Origin of the sequence: Blautia sp. OF03-13 (assembly GCF_003460685.1) — a bacterium.
In the GTDB taxonomy this organism is placed as follows: domain Bacteria; phylum Bacillota; class Clostridia; order Lachnospirales; family Lachnospiraceae; genus Fusicatenibacter; species Fusicatenibacter saccharivorans.
In genome coordinates this window covers 42354-61256 of the sequence record NZ_QTVR01000009.1, presented here as the reverse complement: position 1 = coordinate 61256, position 18903 = coordinate 42354, and the positions used below count along the sequence as shown (strand labels likewise).

Below are 18903 nucleotides of genomic sequence, written 5' to 3'. Positions count from 1 at the left end.
TACAGCGGTGCGCTGCATCACATATTCTAACTACAAAGGAGAACCGCTATGCAATATGGAATTTTATGTCTGCTGCCGCCTGCGGCGATGCTGATTTTTGCATTAAAAACGAAAAAATCTTTCGAAGCTCTGATTTTCGGAACCCTGGTTGCCTATCTCATCATGTATAAAACGGCTTTTATCGGACCCTGGTGTGATCTGCTGCTTTCGGAGATCAGCAACGCAGATAACCAGTATATTCTTCTTCTCTGCGGACTGTTCGGAGGCTTCATCTTCCTGCTCCGCGAGGCAAAAGGAACACTTGGTTTTTCCAACCTGTTAAGCCGCTTCTGTAAAAATGAACGGATCACCATGATGATGTCGGTATTTCTCGGAATCATTATTTTTGTCGATGATTATCTCAACATCATGACCGTTGGAACCTGTATGAAGGATGTCTGTGATAAACGAAAAGTCCCACGCCAGGCCCTTGCCTATATCATTGACTCAACCGGTGCACCTGTCTGTGCACTGATTCCCTTTTCCACCTGGGTAGTTTTTTATTCCGGTGTTTTTATTCAGGAACCGGGCATTCTCAATATGGGCTTTTCCACCGGTATGAGTGTTTACTTAAAAGTGCTTCCTTATATGTTTTATCCCATGGCTGCACTTCTGGTTGTCATTCTGTTTGCCTGCAAACTGATGCCAAAGCTCGGAAAAATGAAAGATGCCTATACCGATCTGGAAAAGAAAGAGCAGACACCGGAGCATCCAAAAATGCACAATGCCCCTTCCGTTGACATTGCCATGGCCGGAATGAGCGTTGATTACCCGCCCGAAAATACCAATGCCGGAAATATACTGGATTTTCTGATCCCCATCGGAATTCTGATCGGTGTGACAGTAGCCACACAGGATATGATGCAGGCGATTATTCTTGCTCTTGCTTCCTGTATGATTCTTTATCTTCCGCGGAAAAAAATGACCTTTACGCGGTACGTGGAACTGTTCTTTGCCGGCTTTGCAGATATTCTTCCGGTTCTCGCCATTCTTCTTGCATCCTTTATGATCAAGACTGCCTGCGGCGAAATGGGACTCTCGGAATACGTCATCAACCTGTGTGTTCCGTATATGAATGCCAAAACACTGGCAGCTATTATTTTTGTTGTCATTGCAGTTCTGACCTTTGTCACCAGCTCTTTCTGGGGAATTGAGGCCGTAGCCGTTTCCATCGTTGTTCCGCTTGCCATCGCCCTTGATGCTAATGTACTTCTGGCACTTGGCGCTGTCGTATCCGGCGGTGTTTTCGGAAGCCATGCATGCTTCTATTCCGACGCAACGGTTCTTTCCTCCGCGACCTGCGAGATTGACAATATGTCACATGCCGTGTCGCAGTTTCCTTACGTCCTGATCAGTGCTGCTCTCGCCGTATCGGGATTCTTAATCTGCGGAATTTTTGCTCTTTAAAGACACACAGGAAATTTCAACGAAGTTTCCTGTAAATTAAAAAAGCCTCCGACGATAGGATTTTTCTGAATTCGTCGAAGGCTTTTTTTGTTTTTTTATTCTTTTACACTCAACCGCACCAGCGCACGCTGCAGCTTGGCTTCGGCAATACGGTATTCTTTGTCCGTCAGACCGCCGTTTGCCAGCGCCTGCTCGGCCCTGTGTTTGGCAGCCTCGGCGCGCTCTGCATCAATATCCTCTTCCCACTCCCAGGTCGTTGCCAGGACACGGCAGACCCCGTTCATCATGGAAAGCATTCCGCCGATGCAGGCGGCATTTCTTCTCGTTCCGTCCTCCAGCACAATATGCGCCTCGCCCATACCGAGTGCAGTGCAGTAATTGCAGTGCCCAGGCAGAATTGCCAGGTCGCCGCTGATGGTTCTGCAGACAACGCGCGCTACGTCACCCTCATAGAGAAGTCCGTCCGGCGTGCCGACACGTAAAGGAAATGTACTCATACGTCATTCCTCCTTTACTGATTCAGTGCTTTTGCTTTTTCAAATACCTCGTCGATGGTACCTGCAAACAGGAAGCAGCTCTCCGGAAGATCGTCGCACTCGCCGTCGAGGATCATGCGGAATCCGCGCAGGGTTTCTTTTAACGGCACGTATTTTCCTTCCATACCGGTAAACTGCTCCGCTACCGAGAAGCTCTGGGACAGGAAACGCTGTACCTTACGGGCACGGCTGACCGTCAGCTTATCCTCCTCGGACAGCTCGTCCATACCCATGATGGCGATGATATCCTGCAGCTCTTTGTATCTCTGCAGCACCTGCTGTACGGCACGCGCTACCTCATAATGCTCATGACCTACGATTTCCGGTGTCAGAATACGGCTGGTAGAATCGAGCGGATCAACAGCCGGGTAAATACCCTGGCTGGAGATTTCACGTGAAAGTACCGTCGTGGCATCCAGATGGGTAAACGTTGTTGCCGGAGCCGGGTCGGTCAGGTCATCGGCCGGCACGTAAACAGCCTGTACCGATGTGATGGATCCCTTTCTTGTGGAAGTAATACGCTCCTGCAGTGCGCCCATCTCGGTTGCCAGCGTCGGCTGGTATCCTACTGCGGACGGCATACGGCCAAGCAGAGCCGAAACCTCGGAACCTGCCTGCGTAAATCGGAAAATATTATCGATGAACAGCAGCACGTCCTGATTTTTCACATCACGGAAGTATTCTGCCATGGTAAGGCCGGAAAGTCCGACACGCATACGCGCTCCCGGCGGCTCGTTCATCTGTCCATAGACCAGTGCTGTTTTATCGATAACACCGCTCTCTTTCATCTCGTTGTAAAGGTCATTTCCTTCACGGGTACGCTCTCCGACACCGGTGAAAACGGAAAGTCCGCCGTGCGCCGTTGCCACGTTGTGGATCAGCTCCATGATAAGGACTGTTTTTCCAACGCCGGCACCGCCGAACAGACCGATTTTTCCGCCCTTGGCATACGGGCAGATCAGGTCAACGACCTTGATTCCGGTTTCGAGGATTTCCGTTGCCGGAACCTGTTCCTCATAGGACGGCGGATCGCGGTGGATCGGCCATTTTTCTGCTGTTTCCGGTGCCGGCTTATTGTCTACGGTCTCACCGAGCAGGTTGAACACGCGGCCTAAGCACTCCTCTCCGACCGGAACGGCGATCGGGCCGCCCGTGTCGACTGCTTTCGTTCCGCGGACAAGTCCGTCTGTGGACTTCATGGCAATGCAGCGAACCATGTTGTCGCCTGTCTGCTGCGCCACTTCCACAACCAGCTTCTCGCCGTGGTTGTCTATCTCGATGGCATTCAGAAGTGCCGGCAGCTCTCCTTCCGGAAAACGGATGTCCAGAACAGGACCCGTTACCTGCACAACCTCGCCAATGTGTTTTTCACTCATTTAACGACTTCTCCTCACTTTTCTTGTTTCCACTCTTACACGCCTTCCGCACCGCCGACGATCTCCGTGATCTCCTGCGTAATGCTTGCCTGACGGGCACGGTTGTAATACAGATTGAGCTGTTCAATCATCTCCTCTGCATTTCCCGTTGCCGCCTCCATTGCGGTACGGCGTGCCGCAAGCTCACTTGCCACACTCTCACAGATACCGCCGTAGATCAGGCCGCCTAAGTATTCCGGCACAATCGCTTCGAATACCTCGACACCGTTTGGCTCATACAGGATCAGATTCCGGATTTTTTTCGCTTCCGGATCCTCTCCGTCCTCTTTTGCAATGTCAATCAGAGGCAGGATCGGCACGGAAACCGGCATCTGCGACAGCATCGACACGAATTTTGTGTAACAAAGCTCCACATGTCCGAAGGTCCCTTTCCGGAACTCACGGCACAGCGCGCGCGCGATCTCAAAGCTGTCTGCCACGGAAAGATTTGCGATCTCGGCAAAGCTGTCCGTCAGAATGTCCAGCTTCCGGGATTTTGCATACTCCACTGCCTTTTTGCCGACCGGAACCACACAGATCTCTTTTCCTTTGGCATCTGCCTCAAAGCATCGGAACAGATTGGCGTTGTATCCGCCCGCAAGACCGCGGTCTCCGGCAACCAGCACGTAGCAGCATTTCTCGTTTTTTGCCTCTTTTGCATAAATGGAATAAAATTCCGTGTTTCCTTTTGCAATATCCTGCAAAGTGCGGTACAGCTCCTGAAAATACGGACGGCAGGTATCAGCCCGCTCCTTCGCTTTTCGCAGCTTGGAGGACGCTACAAGTTCCATCGCCTTGGTAATCTGCATCGTGCTTTCGACACTTTTGATCCGCAGCTTTACGGCTTTCATGTTTGCAGCCATAGGCTCCTCCTTCTTTCCTTATTTTGCAGGTCTTGTATTGATAAAGTTTTCGGTGTACGATTCGAGTGCACTTTTCAGCTTCTCTTCGGTATCTGCCTCGAGTTTTCCGGTTGCGGAAATCTCCTGCATCACGGCAGCACCCTCTGCATCGGTATCAAGCCAGGTATACAGTCCGTCCTCATAGGCGCGGACATCCTCAGCTGCAACCTTTGACAGAATTCCTTTCGTTACCGCATAGAGAATGGCAACCTGTTTTTCTACCGGAACCGGTGCATTCTGGTTCTGTTTTAATACTTCCACGATACGCACACCCTGCTCCAGACGCGCCTTTGTATCGGCATCCAGGTCGGATCCGAACTGTGCAAAGCTTGCCAGCTCGCGGTACTGGGAATAGATCAGTTTCAGAGTTCCGGCTACCTTCTTCATCGCCTTAATCTGCGCATTTCCACCGACACGGGATACGGATACGCCAGGGTTTACCGCCGGCATAACGCCCGAGTGGAACAGCTCTGTCTCAAGGAAAATCTGGCCGTCTGTGATGGAGATGACGTTCGTCGGAATATAGGCGGAAATATCGCCTGCCTGGGTCTCAATGATCGGCAGGGCCGTCATGGATCCGCCGCCGTGTTCATCGTCCAGCTTTGCGGCACGCTCCAGAAGTCTGGAATGGAGATAGAAAACATCTCCCGGATAAGCCTCACGTCCCGGCGGACGGCGGATCAGCAGGGAGAGTGCACGGTATGCAACCGCGTGCTTACTTAAGTCATCATAAATAATCAGCACATCTTTTCCCTGATACATAAAGTACTCGCCCATGGCACAGCCGGAATACGGTACGATATACTGCAGCGGGCTCGCTTCGGATGCCGTCGCTGCCACGACGATGGTGTACGCCATTGCGCCGTTCTTCTCAAGATTTTCTACTAAGGACGCTACTGTCGAACGTTTCTGTCCGATGGCAACATAGATACAGATCACATCCTTGCCTTTCTGGTTCAGAATGGTATCGGTTGCGATCGTTGTCTTTCCGGTCTGACGGTCTCCGATGATCAGCTCTCGCTGGCCTCTTCCGATCGGAACCATGGAATCGATCGCTTTAATACCGGTCTGCAGCGGCTGATTAACACCTTTTCTCTCACAGATGCCCGGTGCCGGGCTTTCAATCGGACGGTACTCTGCTGCCGTAATCGGGCCTGCGCCGTCGATTGGCTGGCCGAGCGCGTTGACAACGCGTCCGATCATGCCTTCTCCGACCGGAACCGAAACAACCTTTCCCGTTCTTTTTACAAGCTGTCCCTCGCTGATGTTCTCGCCGGAACCGAATAAAACGACAGATACGCTGTTTTCCTCGAGGTTCTGTGCCATTCCATAGCTTCCATCCTCAAATTCCAGCAGCTCGCCTGCCATGCAGTTCGAAAGACCGCTGGCTCTTGCGATTCCGTCTCCGACCATCAGAACGGTGCCTGTCTCATCCTGCCGGATCGCATTTTCATAATATTTGATCTGGCTGCGGATGACCTTGGATATTTCTTCTGGTTTCAGTTGCATTTTTTCCTCCTACACCACTGTATCGCTGATTCTTCTGGAAAGCTCGGCCAAACGTCCCTTTACGGTTCCGTCAAACAGCTTTCCGTCGAGCTCCACGCGGACACCCGCCAGAACGGACGGATCGGTTTTCAGTTCCATCACGACCGTTTTTCCGCTCATCGTTTCCAGTTTTTTCTTCAGAAGCTCTTCCTGTTCCTTCGACAGAGATGCTGCACTCGTCACAACTGCCTCGGCAATGTTGTGCGCCGCAAAGTATCTGCGCTGAAACGCTTCCTGGCATCCGCCGAATTCCCGGAGAAGATTTTTTTCACACAGCAGTTTGATAAAATTGACCAAATACGGTTCCGCCTGGCTGCCAAATGCCGCGTCGATCAGCCCGATCCGCTCTTTTCGCGGAATCGAAGGCTCCGATAAAAGGCGCGGATACTCCGGATTTTCCCGGAATAGAGCTCGGATCTCCTTCATCTCGGAAAGGATTTCCTCTTCGAGATGCTCTTCCTGGGCCAGCTCATACAGGCTCCCACCGTATACTCTGGCAGTTTCTGTCATGATGCTTCACCTACATTCGATATAAATTCATCTATCAGCTTCTCATGGTCTTTTTCATTAATCTCACGTTCAATGACCTTTCCGGCAATATCCATGGCAATGCCGCCGATCTCGCCTTTGACTTCATTGACCGCTTTCTTTTTCTCCTGGGCAATCTCTTTTTCTGCCTTGTTTTTCAGGGCAGCTGCCTGTTCGGAAGCCTCTTTTACGATTTTCTCGCTCTGCAGCGTTGCTGTCTTTCTGGCGCTTTCGAGAATCTCGTTGGCCTTTGCCTTTGCCTCCTGCATATTCTGCTCATATTCCTCTTTGATGGCGTTGGCTTCTTTTTTTGCCGCCTCTGCGTCTGTAATCTCCGCATCGGCTGCCGCACGCCGTTTTTCCAGCATTTCATTGATCGGTTTGAAAAGGAACCGTTTGATCAGATACATCTGGATGAAGAGGTTGCAGATCTGTGCGATAAAAGTCCAGGGGACAATTCCTACCAGTTCCTGAACCTGCATAGTTTCTTTCCTCCTAGCAATCATTTACTCCTTGCAACTATTTCAGGAAGTTCATGAACATTCCCGGTGCTACGAAGATCAGAAGCAGGCCAGTTACGAAACCGTAAATACCTGTGGTCTCTGCGATTGCACAGCCAAGAAGCATCGTACTTGTTACATCACCTTTGCATTCCGGCTGACGTCCGATTGCCTCAAGTGCCTTTGCTACGGCGTTACCTTCACCGATACCAGGTCCGATACCTGCGATCAAGGAGCATCCTGCGCCGATTGCGCATCCTGCGAGAGCGATACCTTTTGCTAAAATCTGAAAATCCATCTTGTTTTCCTCCTGTATTTTCTTTTTGTAAACCTCATTTTTTAATTTCTTTAGCCTTCCTCTGCTGCATTCGCAATGTACATGACAGTCAGCATACAGAAAATAAAGGCCTGCATCACGCCGGAAAACCAGTCAAAGTAGACCGACAGAACAGCCGGAACACCGACGTCCAGAATCGGGATCTGTGAAAGAGTTCTTCCGAGCACGCCGGGAAGCAGTCCCAGCAGCTTTCCGCTTGCCAGTGCCAGAGATCCGTAGATCAGGGCATTGATAACAACGCCGGAAAGGATGTTTCCAAAGTGACGGCACGCCATACTGATCGGCGTTGCGAGCTCCGACAAAACGTTAAACGGTGTCATAACCGCAATCGGAGTCGTGAAGCCCTTCAGATATCCGCCAAAACCGTTGGTTTTGATCTTCTGTGTGGTGATCATGATGAAAACCACAACAGCCCAGGCCGCCTCGGTGGAAAGATCTGCTGTCGGACTTCGAAGTCCGATCAGGCTGATCAGGTTCGAGACAACGCTGGTCGCGAAAAGCGCCGACACAAAAGGAATCAGATAGCGGAATTTTTCTCCCATGTTGCCGATGACAAATTTGTTTGCGGTCTCCACAATCATTTCTGCCACCGCCTGGCGTTTGGAGATGTTCCGCACCTTCAAATCTCTTGTAAGCCAGATGCAAAGTCCGGTAATGAGTGCCATTACAATCCAGCTTACCACCAGCGTTTCGCTGATCTGAATTTTCCCGAACAGCGGAAAATCGATCGGGATCGTAAAAAAGACTTTTGCACCGGAGATATCAACCTCCATTCTCTTTTCTCACCTCCTCTGTATGAAATAAAATAAAAAATTTGAACCTTTTGTCAAAGCGGATCTTCACAATCCGCTTCGCTGCTTGCTTATAACCGAATCGCTGCTTCGCAGTTTCGGTTTTAAAACGCCGTCCCGTCTTTGCGGCTTTCGCCTGAGATCAGGTTCAGCGCTTTATGCTGTTTTTTATGCCCATCAGCTTGATGGCCGTTCCCGGAATTAAAAGCGGCAGGATTCCTGCAGCAAACTGGAAGCATGGAAGCACAATCGCCAGAACTGCCCAGAGCATCTGCATCAGATTTCTCTGCGAATAGCTTGCCTGCATCCGTCGCTTTGCTCCCGCCTCGTCTGTCTCAGACACTGCTTTTTGTACTGCCATACCCATCAGGAAAAAGTTCAGCACCGCAACGGCACCGCCTCCGATTCCCCCAAGGATCACCCGATAGTCAAATGGGATTTTTTCCGGCCAGATCAGGTGCAGGATCAGAAACCCGACCCACATCACAACCACGCCGACAACAGTATAGATGGCAACATTTTTCGTCTCCTTTTTTACGGCCGGTTGGACCTTGTCTCTGAAATTGCTCATATCGCCTTGTTTCCTTTCTAAGGGATTTTCCCCTTAAAATCAGTCTGAAATCTTTTCTCTACCTCTTGATCTTCGTCAACTGTGAAACTTTTTCAGACACGTTCTAAATATGTCGGTTGAAAGACACCCTCTTTTTCTTCTTTTTTCCGTCCGGCTCCGTCTCAATGCGTTTCTGATGCCGCAGAACGCTCTGCCCGAATTTCCAGGCTGTCACGGCACCGCCTCCGATCCCAAAGAAAAAGCCGATCAGATAAATCCATGTTCCAACCGAAAAGCGGTCGCAAAGCCACCAGCAAAGTGCCAGACAAAGAAAAAGAGGCGTCACAAGGGACAGTCCGAATTGTGTCAACATTGTGAGATTGGTAATCATCCCCGTCCACTTCTTCATATCCTGTCCCTTTCTGCCGCCTCTTTTTGTCAGACCCTCGGATCTGTGTCTTGTTTCATTTTCCCCAAAACACACTTCCATTTTTGTAACCACTTAGTCAGATTGTACCATAAACGTTTTCATAAGACAAATGAATTTGTATATTTTCCAAATTATTTATTTTTATTTACATTCTTTTCATAATAATTGGAACAATTTTCTCATTTTGTCCCATTGTAAAATTGCAGCGTTCACCTCGCTTCTTATTTTTTGAAAAAAACTGCGGTTTTATTCCACACATACTGCCGTTTTTTCTTTCCAACCGGAAAGCTGATAGCTTACCTCATAGTGTCCCGGCTCCAGCAGGTATCTGCCGTTTTCTTCTGATCCGAGCACTTCTGCAACCGCTTCTTTTTCACTTTTGGCAACCATTGGAAGTACGGCCTCTGCGGTACAGTCGAACGGAACATCCATGGTGATGGTCACGTGCTCTTTGTCGGAAAGCTCCCAGCGAATGCTGTACATTCCCGATGCAGAATCATATTTTGCCTCTGCATACCTCAAATCCCAGTTCAGCGTCGGTGCAAACTGTACGGTCCTGGCACCCGGATGGGATTCCATCGTGTTGATGCCGGCAACGTGACGGAACATCCATTCCTGGATGGAGCCGTAAGCATAATGGTTCATACTGTTCATGCTGATGCCGGAAATCGTACCGTCCGTAAGAAGGGAATTCCAGCGTTCCCAGACGGTAGTTGCACCAAGCTTAACCTCATAAAGCCAACCCGGAAATTCCTCGTTCAGCAACAGTTCGTAGGCGAGATCGTTCATGCCGTTGTCTGTCAGCACGTTATTCAGCAGCGGTGTTCCGACAAATCCTGTTTTCAGTTTGTGGTTACTCTGCTCAAACAGCTTCAGAAGCTGCCGTTTTGTCAGCTCTTCGTTCTTTGACAGATGGTATTTCAGCGTCAGCAGCAGCGCCGTCTGTGTTTTGATGCAGCAGCGGCCTGTTGCGCTGTAATATTCTTCCTGTACCACAGCAAACTGCTCCTCGGACAGCTTCTGATACTTCTCCTGCTCCTCGCGGTATCCCAGCACACCGGCTGCTTTTGCCACGATTCCTGCGCTGATCGCATAATACAGGTTTGCAATAAACTCCTCGTCCGTTGCACCCATGACCTGCTCCGCTCCCTGTACCGGATTGTCCAACGCAAGCCAGTCGCCGAAGTGGAAAATATACCGCCAGCCGTGGTTATCCCCATCCACTTTCGTGATGTAATCCACCCACGATTTCATGCTCACAAACTGATCTTCCAGAATACTCTTATCCCCGTAAAACAGATACAGATTCCACGGAATGATGCACGCCGCATCGCCCCAGACACACGCTGCATCCTCGACGCCGCACGACGGCACCACGTACGGCACCTTTCCGCCGAGCACGCTCTGCTCTTTTGCCATGTCGTACAGGTATTTTGCATAGAATGCATACGTATCTTCAAGATACATTGCCGTCGGCGAGAACACCTGTGCATCACCCGTCCATCCCATACGCTCATCACGCTGCGGGCAGTCGGTCGGAACATCTACAAAGTTGCACTTTAATCCCCAGCGCACATTACTGATGAGTTGGTTGACCAAATCACTTCCTGTTTTCATCCAGCCTGTCGCGGTGATATTGCTGTAGTAAGCAAGTCCGGTGAAATCCTCCTTTTTCAGATCCGGAATACCATCGATTTTTACATAACGGTATCCATAGAAGGTAAAATGCGGCACAAGATCTATTTCCGTTCCATCCGAAATATAAATGTATTCGGATTTTGCACTCCGCAGATTGTCATTGTAGAAATTGCCGCGCTGCAAAATCTCACCTGTCTGAACATGAACTTTGGTTCCTGCCGACACGTTGACATGCAGCTTGAAAATTCCCGTAAACTCCTGCCCCATATCGAAGACCAGCTCGCCGGCCGGAGTATGAAGCAGTTCTTTAGGTTCAAACGTCTCATGAATCGTCACCGGAAGGCTCATGCGTTCCGTCAGTTCTCCTTTTGGTGCCTCACAAAAAACCGCCTTCTCCAATGGCAGTTCCGACAGCGTGTCGTCCCGGTGCTCACCGTCGTAAAGATTCGAGAATGCAATTTTACTGCGCCGCACCTGCCACGATTCATCCGTGCCAATCACCTCTTCCGAACCGTCCGCATACGTCAGATGCAGCTCCGCAATCAGCTTCCACTCATTGCCGTAAAATCCCTTGTCCTCAAACGCACTGAATCCAAACCGCGCCTTGTACCAGCCGTTTCCAAGCAGCACACGGAGCATTCCCTGTTTTGAAACCTCCTCTGTCACATCATACGTCTGATACTGTACCCATTCATTGTAATCATTGCTGTACGGCGTCAGGTACTCATCCCCGACACGCTTCTCATCCACATACACCTCATACAGTCCAAGTCCGCAGACATACAGCCTGGCCTTCGCTACCTCTTTTGCCGGAACAATTTCTTTTTCAAAATATGGATGACGGTTCTCCTTACTGTCACAGGAAATCCATTTTCCTGTCCATGCTTCATTCCGTTTTCCGGTCTCAAAAAACTGTACCTCACTCACCGCCGTCTCCCCGGCATCACTGCCCGCTTCCACGTTCCAGTAATACCGCGTTCTCGGCTCCAGATCCAGCTTCACCGGATAGAAAAGACTGCTCGCCTTATCATCCTCTCCGGAATCAAACAGCAGATGCTCCATCGCTGCATCCGATGCTACACGGATTCTCGCATAGCTCTGTTTTTTTCCTTCTGCGTCTTTCACTTTCCAGGAAAAGACCGTTCTCTCCATTCGGAACCCCATTGGATTTTCCAGATGATTCACCTGTGCGTGATAAATTTTCATTTCAATATCCTCCTCCATCTTATTTTTGAAAATTCCCCCATTTTTTCTCATTTTATCATGATCCCTTTCGAGAAAAAAGGTTCTGTTTTGCAGGAAAAAACATCTTTATTTGCACCATTTCCTGCCCACCAGACATCTCCCCGGATTGCCAGAAAGTATGGGACATTTTCCCTTTTTCGGGCTACACCGAAACTAATAAGAGCCTGTGCTTTCCTTTCCCCTCCGCCGCAGTGCGATCCTGCCCGGAGGGCTTTTTACTTTACAGGAAAATTCAACGAAGTTTCCTGTAAAGTAAAAAAATGCCGGATTCTTTGAACCGCCCCAAGAAATCAGATTTTTTAGATCTAACTTTTTAGGACGGTTCATCCGACATTTTTCCGGAATTTTCCGGCTCTATCTTCAGTTTCTATCTTCAGTTCAGCAGCTCATCCGCCAGCGTTCTCTTCGGCACATAGTGCACATCGTTCTCATCCCGGTAATAATTCGTATTCCCATCCTCCGGCACATCCACCAGATGAATCTCCTCCTCCGGTTTTCCAAACGCCACAATCAAAAGCGGCCGGATCTCCTCTGGCAGTCCAAGCACTTCCATCACCTCGCCCGCCTGAAAATTCCCGATCATGCAGCCGCCAAGTCCCTGCTCCACAGCCGCAAGCAGCATCGTTTGCGCCACAATCCCGACATCCTTCTGATACCGGTTCAGATTCTCATCAATCCTCTTATCCTGGCAGATCACAACAAAACCCGTCGGCCGTTTTCCCGGATGCGGCAGTACCATATTCGGCAACGCCCGCGCCCACTTCGTCAGCCCCTGCACCTTCTCCACTTCTTCCGGCTCCCACGCCAGAAAATACTTCAACGGCTGCTTATTCACACTCGAAGGACAAAGCCGCGCGCAATCCACAAACCCTTCCAACGTCTCCCGCGAAATCCGCACCGACTCATCAAATCCACGATAACTCCTGTTCTTCAACACCAGATTTCTTAACATGTCCCATATCCTCCTGTCTCAAATTTACTTTCTACCACCCACTCTACCACACCTCCCCACCCCCCGCAATCACCTTTTTCATTTTCCCTCTTGACATACTTTGATATTCAAAGTATTATATATCTAGTTTTAAAAACCACATGCTAAAGTATTTTACATCACATATTTATTCTATTTATTCGTCGCCAATAACCAGATCCAATGGCTGCCGCCGCGCCGTGGATGTTCCTCCAGGTGAGCGCATTTGCAGGAGGCCCGCAAACTCTTAGGCTATGGGATTTTGTGTTGCTTTCAAAAACGGCACTGTCTGAGCGCAGCGAGTTTGCCGTTTTCGAAAGCGCTTTTAGCAAAACTAGAGAAACACGCTTTGCGAGTTTCTCTAGTTATCGCGGCAGTCGCCAAGGTCTCGTGCGAGCACGGACTTTGGCTCGTTGCTCGCGTAAATTTCAGAGCCTTAGAGTTTCCCGGCCTCCGAAACCGCGCCCATCTGGAGGAACATCCACGGCGCGGCGGCAGCCACTGGATCGTCCATTTATCAAAAAAGGAGAATTTATATGCTGCCAGAATTAAAAATAGGAAATTTAGTTGCCAGATACCCCATCATCCAAGGCGGAATGGGCGTCGGCATCAGCCTCTCATCCCTCGCCGGCGCCGTCGCCAAATCCGGCGGAATCGGCGTCATCTCCGCCGCCCAGCCCGGCTGGCGCGATCCGGAATTCGCGCGTGATCCCTTAAGCGCCAATCTCCGCGCACTCGCCTTCCACATCCGCCGTGCCAAAGAAATCTCAAACGGCGGCATCATCGGCGTCAATATCATGTGCGCCCTGACCCACTACGAGGAATACGTCCGCTGCTGTATCGAAAACGGAGCCGATCTCATCATTTCCGGGGCTGGTCTCCCGACTGATCTGCCAAAATACACAGCGGGAAGCTCCATCAAGCTCGCCCCTATCGTTTCCCCGCCCCGGACCGCCAAGGTTCTTCTGAAGCTTTGGGATAATCACTATCACCGCGTCCCTGACCTTGTTGTCATCGAAGGTCCCGCGGCCGGCGGCCATCTGGGCTACTCCGCCGAAACCGTGGAAGAAACAGCACGACGCGGCTACGATGACGAAATCCGGGAAATTCTGCAGATCGTACATGGCTACGAAGAAAAATACGCCTGTACCATCCCCGTCGTCTTTGCCGGAGGCGTCTACACCCACGAGGATATCCTCCACTATCTGTCGCTTGGCTGCGCAGGTGTCCAGATGGCTACCCGTTTCGTTGTCACGGAAGAATGCGACGCCGATCCGCGCTACAAGCAGGCATACCTGAATGCAAAAAAAGAAGATATCACGATCATACACAGTCCGGTCGGCATGCCGGGCCGCGCAATCCGCAATCCGTTTCTGACGGAACGCGAACAGGAACGGGAAAAAATTTCACACTGCTACCAGTGCCTCAAAAAATGCGACAAAGCCTCCATTCCCTACTGTATTACCACAGCCCTGGCCCGCGCTGCCGATGGCGATACCGACAACGCTCTCCTTTTCTGCGGAGAAAATGCATGGCGTCTCGATCACATGACCACCGTGCCGGAGCTGATGGCGGAGCTGGCCGGGGAATACCTGCCGGACAGCAAAAAATAAAAAATTTAGTAGTGACTTTCCTTCCCAATAATGTTACAATCTTCTTTATGGTGTCAGCATAAAAAGTCTTCAAGAACTGACCATAAACCCAAAATTTTTGTAACACACAAAAGGAAGGAACTCTATGAACAAACACAACAAATCCCGCAGCTCGTTTTCCGGCAAAATCGGTTACGTGCTGGCTGCAGCAGGCGCTTCCGTCGGACTTGGAAATATCTGGCGTTTTCCCTACCTCGCAGCAAAATACGGCGGAGGAATTTTCCTCCTCATTTATATCCTGCTGGCGCTCACCTTCGGCTACTCCATGATCGTTGCCGAGTCCGCCATCGGACGCATGACACGAAAAAGCCCGGTCGGCGCTTTCCAGTCGTTCGGCAAATCGAAATGGCTTTCCGCCGGGGGCTGGATCAACGCCATTATCCCGATTCTGATCGTTCCATACTACTCTGTCATCGGAGGATGGGTCATCAAATATCTGATCGAATACGTGAAGGGCAACAGTACCCTGCTCGCAGAGGACGGCTATTTTTCCGGCTTCATCTCAAACGGAGTTCCACAGAGCTCTGTTTTGCCGTTTTCTGCCTTATTACGGTCGCCATCATCTACGCCGGTGTGCGAAACGGCATTGAACGCGTTTCCAAGGTGATGATGCCGATTCTGATCGTCCTTTCCGTTATCATTGCCGTTTATTCCGTAACAAGACCGGGCGCACTGGCAGGCGTGAAGTATTTCCTTGTTCCGAACCTCAAAAACTTTTCATGGATGTCCGTTGTTGCCGCCATGGGACAGATGTTCTACTCCCTCTCGATCGCGATGGGTATTCTGATCACCTTCGGTTCCTACATGAAAAAGGAGACCGCGATTGAGGATTCCACCCGGAACGTCGAAGTTTTCGACACCGCAATTGCAATCATGGCAGGTCTCATGATCATTCCTGCCGTCTTTGCCTTCTCCGGCGGAGATCCGGATACCCTGCAGGCAGGACCTTCCCTGATGTTTATCACCATCCCGAAGGTATTCGCCAATATGGGCTTCGGCACTGTGATCGGTATTCTGTTTTTCCTTCTGGTGCTGTTTGCCGCACTGACCAGCTCCATCGCACTGACAGAAAGTGCCGTTTCCACCTTTGAGGATGAGCTCGGCTGGGGCCGTAAAAAATCGACCATTCTGATCGGCGTTATCATGATTGCGCTCGGAACGCTCTCCTGCCTTGGCTACGGACCGCTTTCCTCCGTCACCATTCTTGGCATGCAGTTCCTGGATTTCTTCGACTTCCTGACAAACTCCGTGATGATGCCAATTGCTGCCATTGCCACCTGTCTTCTCGTTTCGAGAGTCATTGGTGTGGCGAAAATCGAGGAAGAAATCATCCACGGTGAGAGCCGCTTCCGCAGAAAGAAAATCTTTCTTGTCATGATCCAGTATCTCTGCCCGGTGTTTGCACTGATCATTCTGTTCAGCTCCGTGGCAAATGCATTCGGCTGGATCACCATGTAATGAATCTGTAAACGATGAAAAAAGATTGTTTTCGAAACACGATCACGATTTCGAAAACAATCTTTTTTTATCCAAATCTGTCACACCAGCATCAGGAATCCGTCAGCAGCAAAATATCTTCCTCCTTCAGATACAGCTCCTTTGGAATCCCCATTTCCGGGCTCCAGTCTGTTTTTGCGATCTTCCACTGCAGCCAGCTGCATTCGGCATTCTTCCGGAACGAAATGTTCCATTCAAACGGATCTTCCCAGATTTCGGATTCGTTGACCGGAAATACATTTTCCTCACCCGGCCTTTCTACTGTGGCCAGAAAATGTGCCCGGATGCCGACTGCGCGGATATCGTCTGCAATTTCCCGCTCCTTTACGTGCAGCGTCACGCCCCAGTCCACGGCCCGCAGCGTGTGCGCATCCACCCGCTCGGCCGCCGAAATGTTCTTGCAGCCCGACAAAATTGCCGCTGTGCGCGTCTTCGGATTCTGGAAAAATTCCTTCAGCGGTTCCATGACTTCCATCTTTCCCCGGTTCATACAGCTCACCGTATCGCAGAGGCGGTACACCTCATCGCGGTTGTGTGATACGAAGATGACCGGTTTTCCGGCCTCCTTCAGATGTTTGTACATCTCCTGCTCCAACTGCCATTTCAGATAGGTATCGAGCGCTGAAAACGGCTCGTCGAGCAGAATCAGCTCCGGCTCTGCTGCGAGCATCCGTGCCATCGCGACGCGCTGTTTCTGTCCGCCGGAAAGCTGTCCCGGGATCTTTTTCTCCAGCCCTTCCAGCTGAAACTGGCGGATCAACGATTCCGTCCGGCTCCGGTCCGGCCGTTTTCCCATGCCTGCCTCAATATTCTGCACAACATTCATATGCGGAAACAGGGCGTAATCCTGGAACATATAGCCGACTTTCCGCTTCTGCGGCGGCAGATTTATTTTTTTCTCCGAATCAAACAGCACCTTGCCGTCAAGGACAATCCGCCCCTCATCCGGCTTTTCGATTCCGGCGATACACTTTAAGGTCATGCTTTTTCCACAGCCCGACGCGCCGAGAATCGCAAAAATCTCCTGCTCCGCCCGGAACTGCATATGCATAAAAAGCCGTCCAGTTTTTTCGTAATATCTACTTCAAGTGCCATGATTTATCCTCTCTACCACTGTTTCTGATTTTTCTTTCTCCGGTTGCCGAGAAGATTCATCGCTGTCATCGTAAAGAATCCGACGAGCAGTACGACAACAGACCAAAAACCCGCCGTTTTATAATCCCCGTCCTGAATCACCATTGCGATTTTCTGGGAAACGGTACCCGTCTTTCCCGGAATATTTCCGGCCAGCATCGACGTCGCGCCGTACTCACCGAGCGCCCTTGCAAATGCCAGCACCGTACCGGAGAGCACGCCGGGACCTGCCGATGGGATGACCACTTTCCAGAAAATCTTCCACTCCGACATACCAAGCGTCCGCGCCGCATAGATCAGGTTCGTATCCACCTGCTCAAATGCCGCTCTCGTATTGCGGTACATCAGCGGAAACGCGATAATCGTTGCCGCCAGAATACAGCCAAGCCATGTCTGTACTGCCTTGATACTGAAATTCTCATACAGTGCAGCGCCAAACGGACGGCGGAGGCTGAAAATCAGAAGCAGGAAAAAGCCTGCAACGGTCGGCGGCAGAATCATCGGAAGTGTCAGAAAGCCGTCAATCACGGCACGCGCGCCGGGACGCAGCTTCATCACCGCACGCGCGGCAAAAATACCAAAGAAAAAGGACAGAATCGTCGCCACAATACCGGTCTTGATCGAAATGACAAGCGGGCTCCAGTCCAGTGACTGTAAAAAATCCAGTATTTCCTGCATAACATTTCCTTTCTATCCACGGCAGCCCTGCATACCTGCATCACGCATCCTGCCCGGATTTTCTCTGATGCAAAACCACCGTCCGCAGAAACGAAATCTTTCTTTTTCGGACGGTGATTTCAAATCCCTGCTGTTTTTTGTGGGATCTTCTTTTTATTCTACCTCTGTATCAAAGTAATAATTCCGGAAGATGGCGGCTGCCTCATCGGAAGTCAGAAACTCTACGAAGTCTTTCGCTGCTGCCTGCTCGGTCTCATCTGCCTCTTTGTTGACAACCTGTGCTGCCGGGTAGATGACATTTCCGGTCAGATCGTACGGAACGACCTGCAGAACCTTCAGGCAGTCTTCCAGACCGTAGGTATCAGAATAGTAAACCGTACCAACCTCGTTGGATCCCTCTGCAACTGCGGAAGTAACGGCTCCTACGTTTGCGCATTCATTGATTTCCACGCCGCCGAGCGCTTCGGAAACCTGCTGGGTTGTGATGGCCGATACGTCGTCTGCTTTCTCCAGAATGCCTGCATTGACCAGTGCTTCTCTTGTGTATTTTCCAACCGGAACGGAGCCATCTGCCAGTGCGATGCTGGATGCCTTGTTCAGATCCTCCAGGCCCGTAACTTCTGTATTGCTTCCCTCATAGGTTACAACGCAGACCTGATTGTTTACGATGTTGTGACGGGTTCCCTCAACCAGAAGATTCTCTTTCTCAAGCTGATCCATCTGTTTTGCTGCTGCGGAGAAGAATACGTCGCAGGATGCACCCTCTTCGATTTGTGTCATCAGGGTTCCTGAGCTGTCATAGCTTCCAACCAGTTTGACATTCGGCTGGGTCTTATTGTACTCGCTGATCAGAGTCTCCATTACGGAGTTCAGGCTCTTTGCGGCAAATACGGTGACAGTAGTATCGTCAAATACTTCGCCGTCTGCTGTGCTCTCGGCGCTGGATGCGCTCTCTGCTTCCGAAGAAGCGCTGGATGCAGATGTGCTCTCTGCCTTGGAGCTGCTCTTACTGGAAGAATCTGTGGAATTGGAAGATCCGCATGCGGCAAGAGAAAGTGCCATAGCTGCTGTCAGAAGAATGGATACTGTTTTCTTTTTCATGATAA

The 18903-nt window shown here is 50.6% G+C and carries 17 protein-coding genes and 1 pseudogene; 3 read left to right on the top strand and 15 right to left on the bottom strand.

From position 1 onward, the window contains the following. Positions 1 to 48 precede the first annotated feature (48 nt). Positions 49 to 1446 (top strand): Na+/H+ antiporter NhaC family protein, encoded by a 1398-nt coding sequence (locus DXA55_RS08660; RefSeq protein ID WP_117813758.1) that lies wholly within the window; start codon positions 49 to 51, stop codon positions 1444 to 1446. A gap of 95 nt (positions 1447 to 1541) precedes the next feature. Here DXA55_RS08660 and atpC read toward each other — a convergent pair whose 3' ends face one another. The 12 genes from atpC to DXA55_RS08600 form a co-directional block, all read right to left on the bottom strand. After that, positions 1542 to 1943 (bottom strand): ATP synthase F1 subunit epsilon, encoded by a 402-nt coding sequence (gene atpC, locus DXA55_RS08655; RefSeq protein WP_022462237.1) that lies wholly within the window; start codon positions 1941 to 1943, stop codon positions 1542 to 1544. 14 nt (positions 1944 to 1957) lie between these two features. After that, complete coding sequence (gene atpD, locus DXA55_RS08650; RefSeq protein WP_022462236.1) at positions 1958 to 3358, bottom strand: F0F1 ATP synthase subunit beta; 1401 nt, start codon at positions 3356 to 3358, stop codon at positions 1958 to 1960. Positions 3359 to 3393: 35 nt separating this feature from the next. Further along, on the bottom strand, positions 3394 to 4260 hold the full coding sequence (gene atpG / locus DXA55_RS08645; RefSeq protein ID WP_055220552.1) for an ATP synthase F1 subunit gamma: 867 nt from the start codon (positions 4258 to 4260) through the stop codon (positions 3394 to 3396). An 18-nt stretch (positions 4261 to 4278) separates the two neighbouring features. Then, a complete protein-coding gene (gene atpA / locus DXA55_RS08640) occupies positions 4279 to 5808 on the bottom strand; it encodes a F0F1 ATP synthase subunit alpha (RefSeq protein ID WP_055220549.1) in 1530 nt (509 codons plus the stop codon). Between the two features lie 9 nt (positions 5809 to 5817). Beyond that, entirely contained in the window at positions 5818 to 6357 is a 540-nt protein-coding gene (gene atpH, locus DXA55_RS08635) for an ATP synthase F1 subunit delta (RefSeq protein WP_022462447.1), read from the bottom strand. Continuing rightward, positions 6354 to 6857: a F0F1 ATP synthase subunit B gene (gene atpF / locus DXA55_RS08630; protein WP_022462448.1), complete on the bottom strand. Its 504-nt coding sequence runs from the start codon at positions 6855 to 6857 to the stop codon at positions 6354 to 6356. The genes atpH and atpF overlap by 4 nt, the downstream gene beginning before the upstream one ends. Before the next feature lie 37 nt (positions 6858 to 6894). Beyond that, positions 6895 to 7173, bottom strand: coding sequence for an ATP synthase F0 subunit C (gene atpE / locus DXA55_RS08625; RefSeq protein ID WP_022462449.1), 279 nt, complete (start codon positions 7171 to 7173; stop codon positions 6895 to 6897). Between the two features lie 50 nt (positions 7174 to 7223). Continuing rightward, complete coding sequence (locus tag DXA55_RS08620; protein WP_055220541.1) at positions 7224 to 7985, bottom strand: F0F1 ATP synthase subunit A; 762 nt, start codon at positions 7983 to 7985, stop codon at positions 7224 to 7226. Positions 7986 to 8151: 166 nt separating this feature from the next. Further along, on the bottom strand, positions 8152 to 8574 hold the full coding sequence (locus DXA55_RS08615) for a hypothetical protein (protein WP_022462451.1): 423 nt from the start codon (positions 8572 to 8574) through the stop codon (positions 8152 to 8154). Between the two features lie 103 nt (positions 8575 to 8677). Continuing rightward, positions 8678 to 8962, bottom strand: a complete 285-nt coding sequence (locus DXA55_RS08610) for an AtpZ/AtpI family protein (protein WP_055220696.1) — start codon at positions 8960 to 8962, stop codon at positions 8678 to 8680. Between the two features lie 267 nt (positions 8963 to 9229). Continuing rightward, entirely contained in the window at positions 9230 to 11827 is a 2598-nt protein-coding gene (locus DXA55_RS08605; protein WP_117813841.1) for an alpha-L-rhamnosidase, read from the bottom strand. 412 nt (positions 11828 to 12239) lie between these two features. Then, positions 12240 to 12818, bottom strand: a complete 579-nt coding sequence (locus tag DXA55_RS08600) for a nitroreductase family protein (protein WP_117813756.1) — start codon at positions 12816 to 12818, stop codon at positions 12240 to 12242. A 554-nt stretch (positions 12819 to 13372) separates the two neighbouring features. Between DXA55_RS08600 and DXA55_RS08595 the strand changes: the two genes are divergently transcribed. Together DXA55_RS08595 and DXA55_RS19260 are read left to right on the top strand one after the other, a co-directional pair. Continuing rightward, positions 13373 to 14449: an NAD(P)H-dependent flavin oxidoreductase gene (locus DXA55_RS08595; protein WP_117813754.1), complete on the top strand. Its 1077-nt coding sequence runs from the start codon at positions 13373 to 13375 to the stop codon at positions 14447 to 14449. A 124-nt stretch (positions 14450 to 14573) separates the two neighbouring features. Then, positions 14574 to 15946: pseudogene (locus DXA55_RS19260) on the top strand (sodium-dependent transporter). Positions 15947 to 16037: 91 nt separating this feature from the next. Here the strand turns inward: DXA55_RS19260 and DXA55_RS08585 are convergent. From DXA55_RS08585 to modA, 3 genes are all read right to left on the bottom strand, one after another. Further along, entirely contained in the window at positions 16038 to 17036 is a 999-nt protein-coding gene (locus DXA55_RS08585) for a sulfate/molybdate ABC transporter ATP-binding protein (protein WP_242998425.1), read from the bottom strand. Positions 17037 to 17092: 56 nt separating this feature from the next. Further along, on the bottom strand, positions 17093 to 17797 hold the full coding sequence (modB, locus tag DXA55_RS08580) for a molybdate ABC transporter permease subunit (protein ID WP_117813752.1): 705 nt from the start codon (positions 17795 to 17797) through the stop codon (positions 17093 to 17095). Positions 17798 to 17950: 153 nt separating this feature from the next. Beyond that, positions 17951 to 18898: a molybdate ABC transporter substrate-binding protein gene (gene modA, locus DXA55_RS08575; RefSeq protein WP_199605760.1), complete on the bottom strand. Its 948-nt coding sequence runs from the start codon at positions 18896 to 18898 to the stop codon at positions 17951 to 17953. Positions 18899 to 18903 lie beyond the last annotated feature (5 nt).

Bases quoted from the DNA above. Each gene is read 5' to 3' on its own strand.
- DXA55_RS08620 (WP_055220541.1), bottom strand. From the start codon at position 7,985: ATGGAGGTTGATATCTCCGGTGCAAAAGTCTTTTTTACGATCCCGATC.
- modB (WP_117813752.1), bottom strand. From the start codon at position 17,797: ATGCAGGAAATACTGGATTTTTTACAGTCACTGGACTGGAGCCCGCTT.
- DXA55_RS08615 (WP_022462451.1), bottom strand. From the start codon at position 8,574: ATGAGCAATTTCAGAGACAAGGTCCAACCGGCCGTAAAAAAGGAGACG.
- DXA55_RS08610 (WP_055220696.1), bottom strand. From the start codon at position 8,962: ATGAAGAAGTGGACGGGGATGATTACCAATCTCACAATGTTGACACAA.
- DXA55_RS08605 (WP_117813841.1), bottom strand. From the start codon at position 11,827: ATGAAAATTTATCACGCACAGGTGAATCATCTGGAAAATCCAATGGGG.
- atpG (WP_055220552.1), bottom strand. From the start codon at position 4,260: ATGGCTGCAAACATGAAAGCCGTAAAGCTGCGGATCAAAAGTGTCGAA.
- atpD (WP_022462236.1), bottom strand. From the start codon at position 3,358: ATGAGTGAAAAACACATTGGCGAGGTTGTGCAGGTAACGGGTCCTGTT.
- atpH (WP_022462447.1), bottom strand. From the start codon at position 6,357: ATGACAGAAACTGCCAGAGTATACGGTGGGAGCCTGTATGAGCTGGCC.
- atpC (WP_022462237.1), bottom strand. From the start codon at position 1,943: ATGAGTACATTTCCTTTACGTGTCGGCACGCCGGACGGACTTCTCTAT.
- DXA55_RS08595 (WP_117813754.1), top strand. From the start codon at position 13,373: ATGCTGCCAGAATTAAAAATAGGAAATTTAGTTGCCAGATACCCCATC.
- atpE (WP_022462449.1), bottom strand. From the start codon at position 7,173: ATGGATTTTCAGATTTTAGCAAAAGGTATCGCTCTCGCAGGATGCGCA.
- DXA55_RS08660 (WP_117813758.1), top strand. From the start codon at position 49: ATGCAATATGGAATTTTATGTCTGCTGCCGCCTGCGGCGATGCTGATT.
- DXA55_RS08585 (WP_242998425.1), bottom strand. From the start codon at position 17,036: ATGCATATGCAGTTCCGGGCGGAGCAGGAGATTTTTGCGATTCTCGGC.
- modA (WP_199605760.1), bottom strand. From the start codon at position 18,898: ATGAAAAAGAAAACAGTATCCATTCTTCTGACAGCAGCTATGGCACTT.
- atpA (WP_055220549.1), bottom strand. From the start codon at position 5,808: ATGCAACTGAAACCAGAAGAAATATCCAAGGTCATCCGCAGCCAGATC.
- DXA55_RS08600 (WP_117813756.1), bottom strand. From the start codon at position 12,818: ATGTTAAGAAATCTGGTGTTGAAGAACAGGAGTTATCGTGGATTTGAT.
- atpF (WP_022462448.1), bottom strand. From the start codon at position 6,857: ATGCAGGTTCAGGAACTGGTAGGAATTGTCCCCTGGACTTTTATCGCA.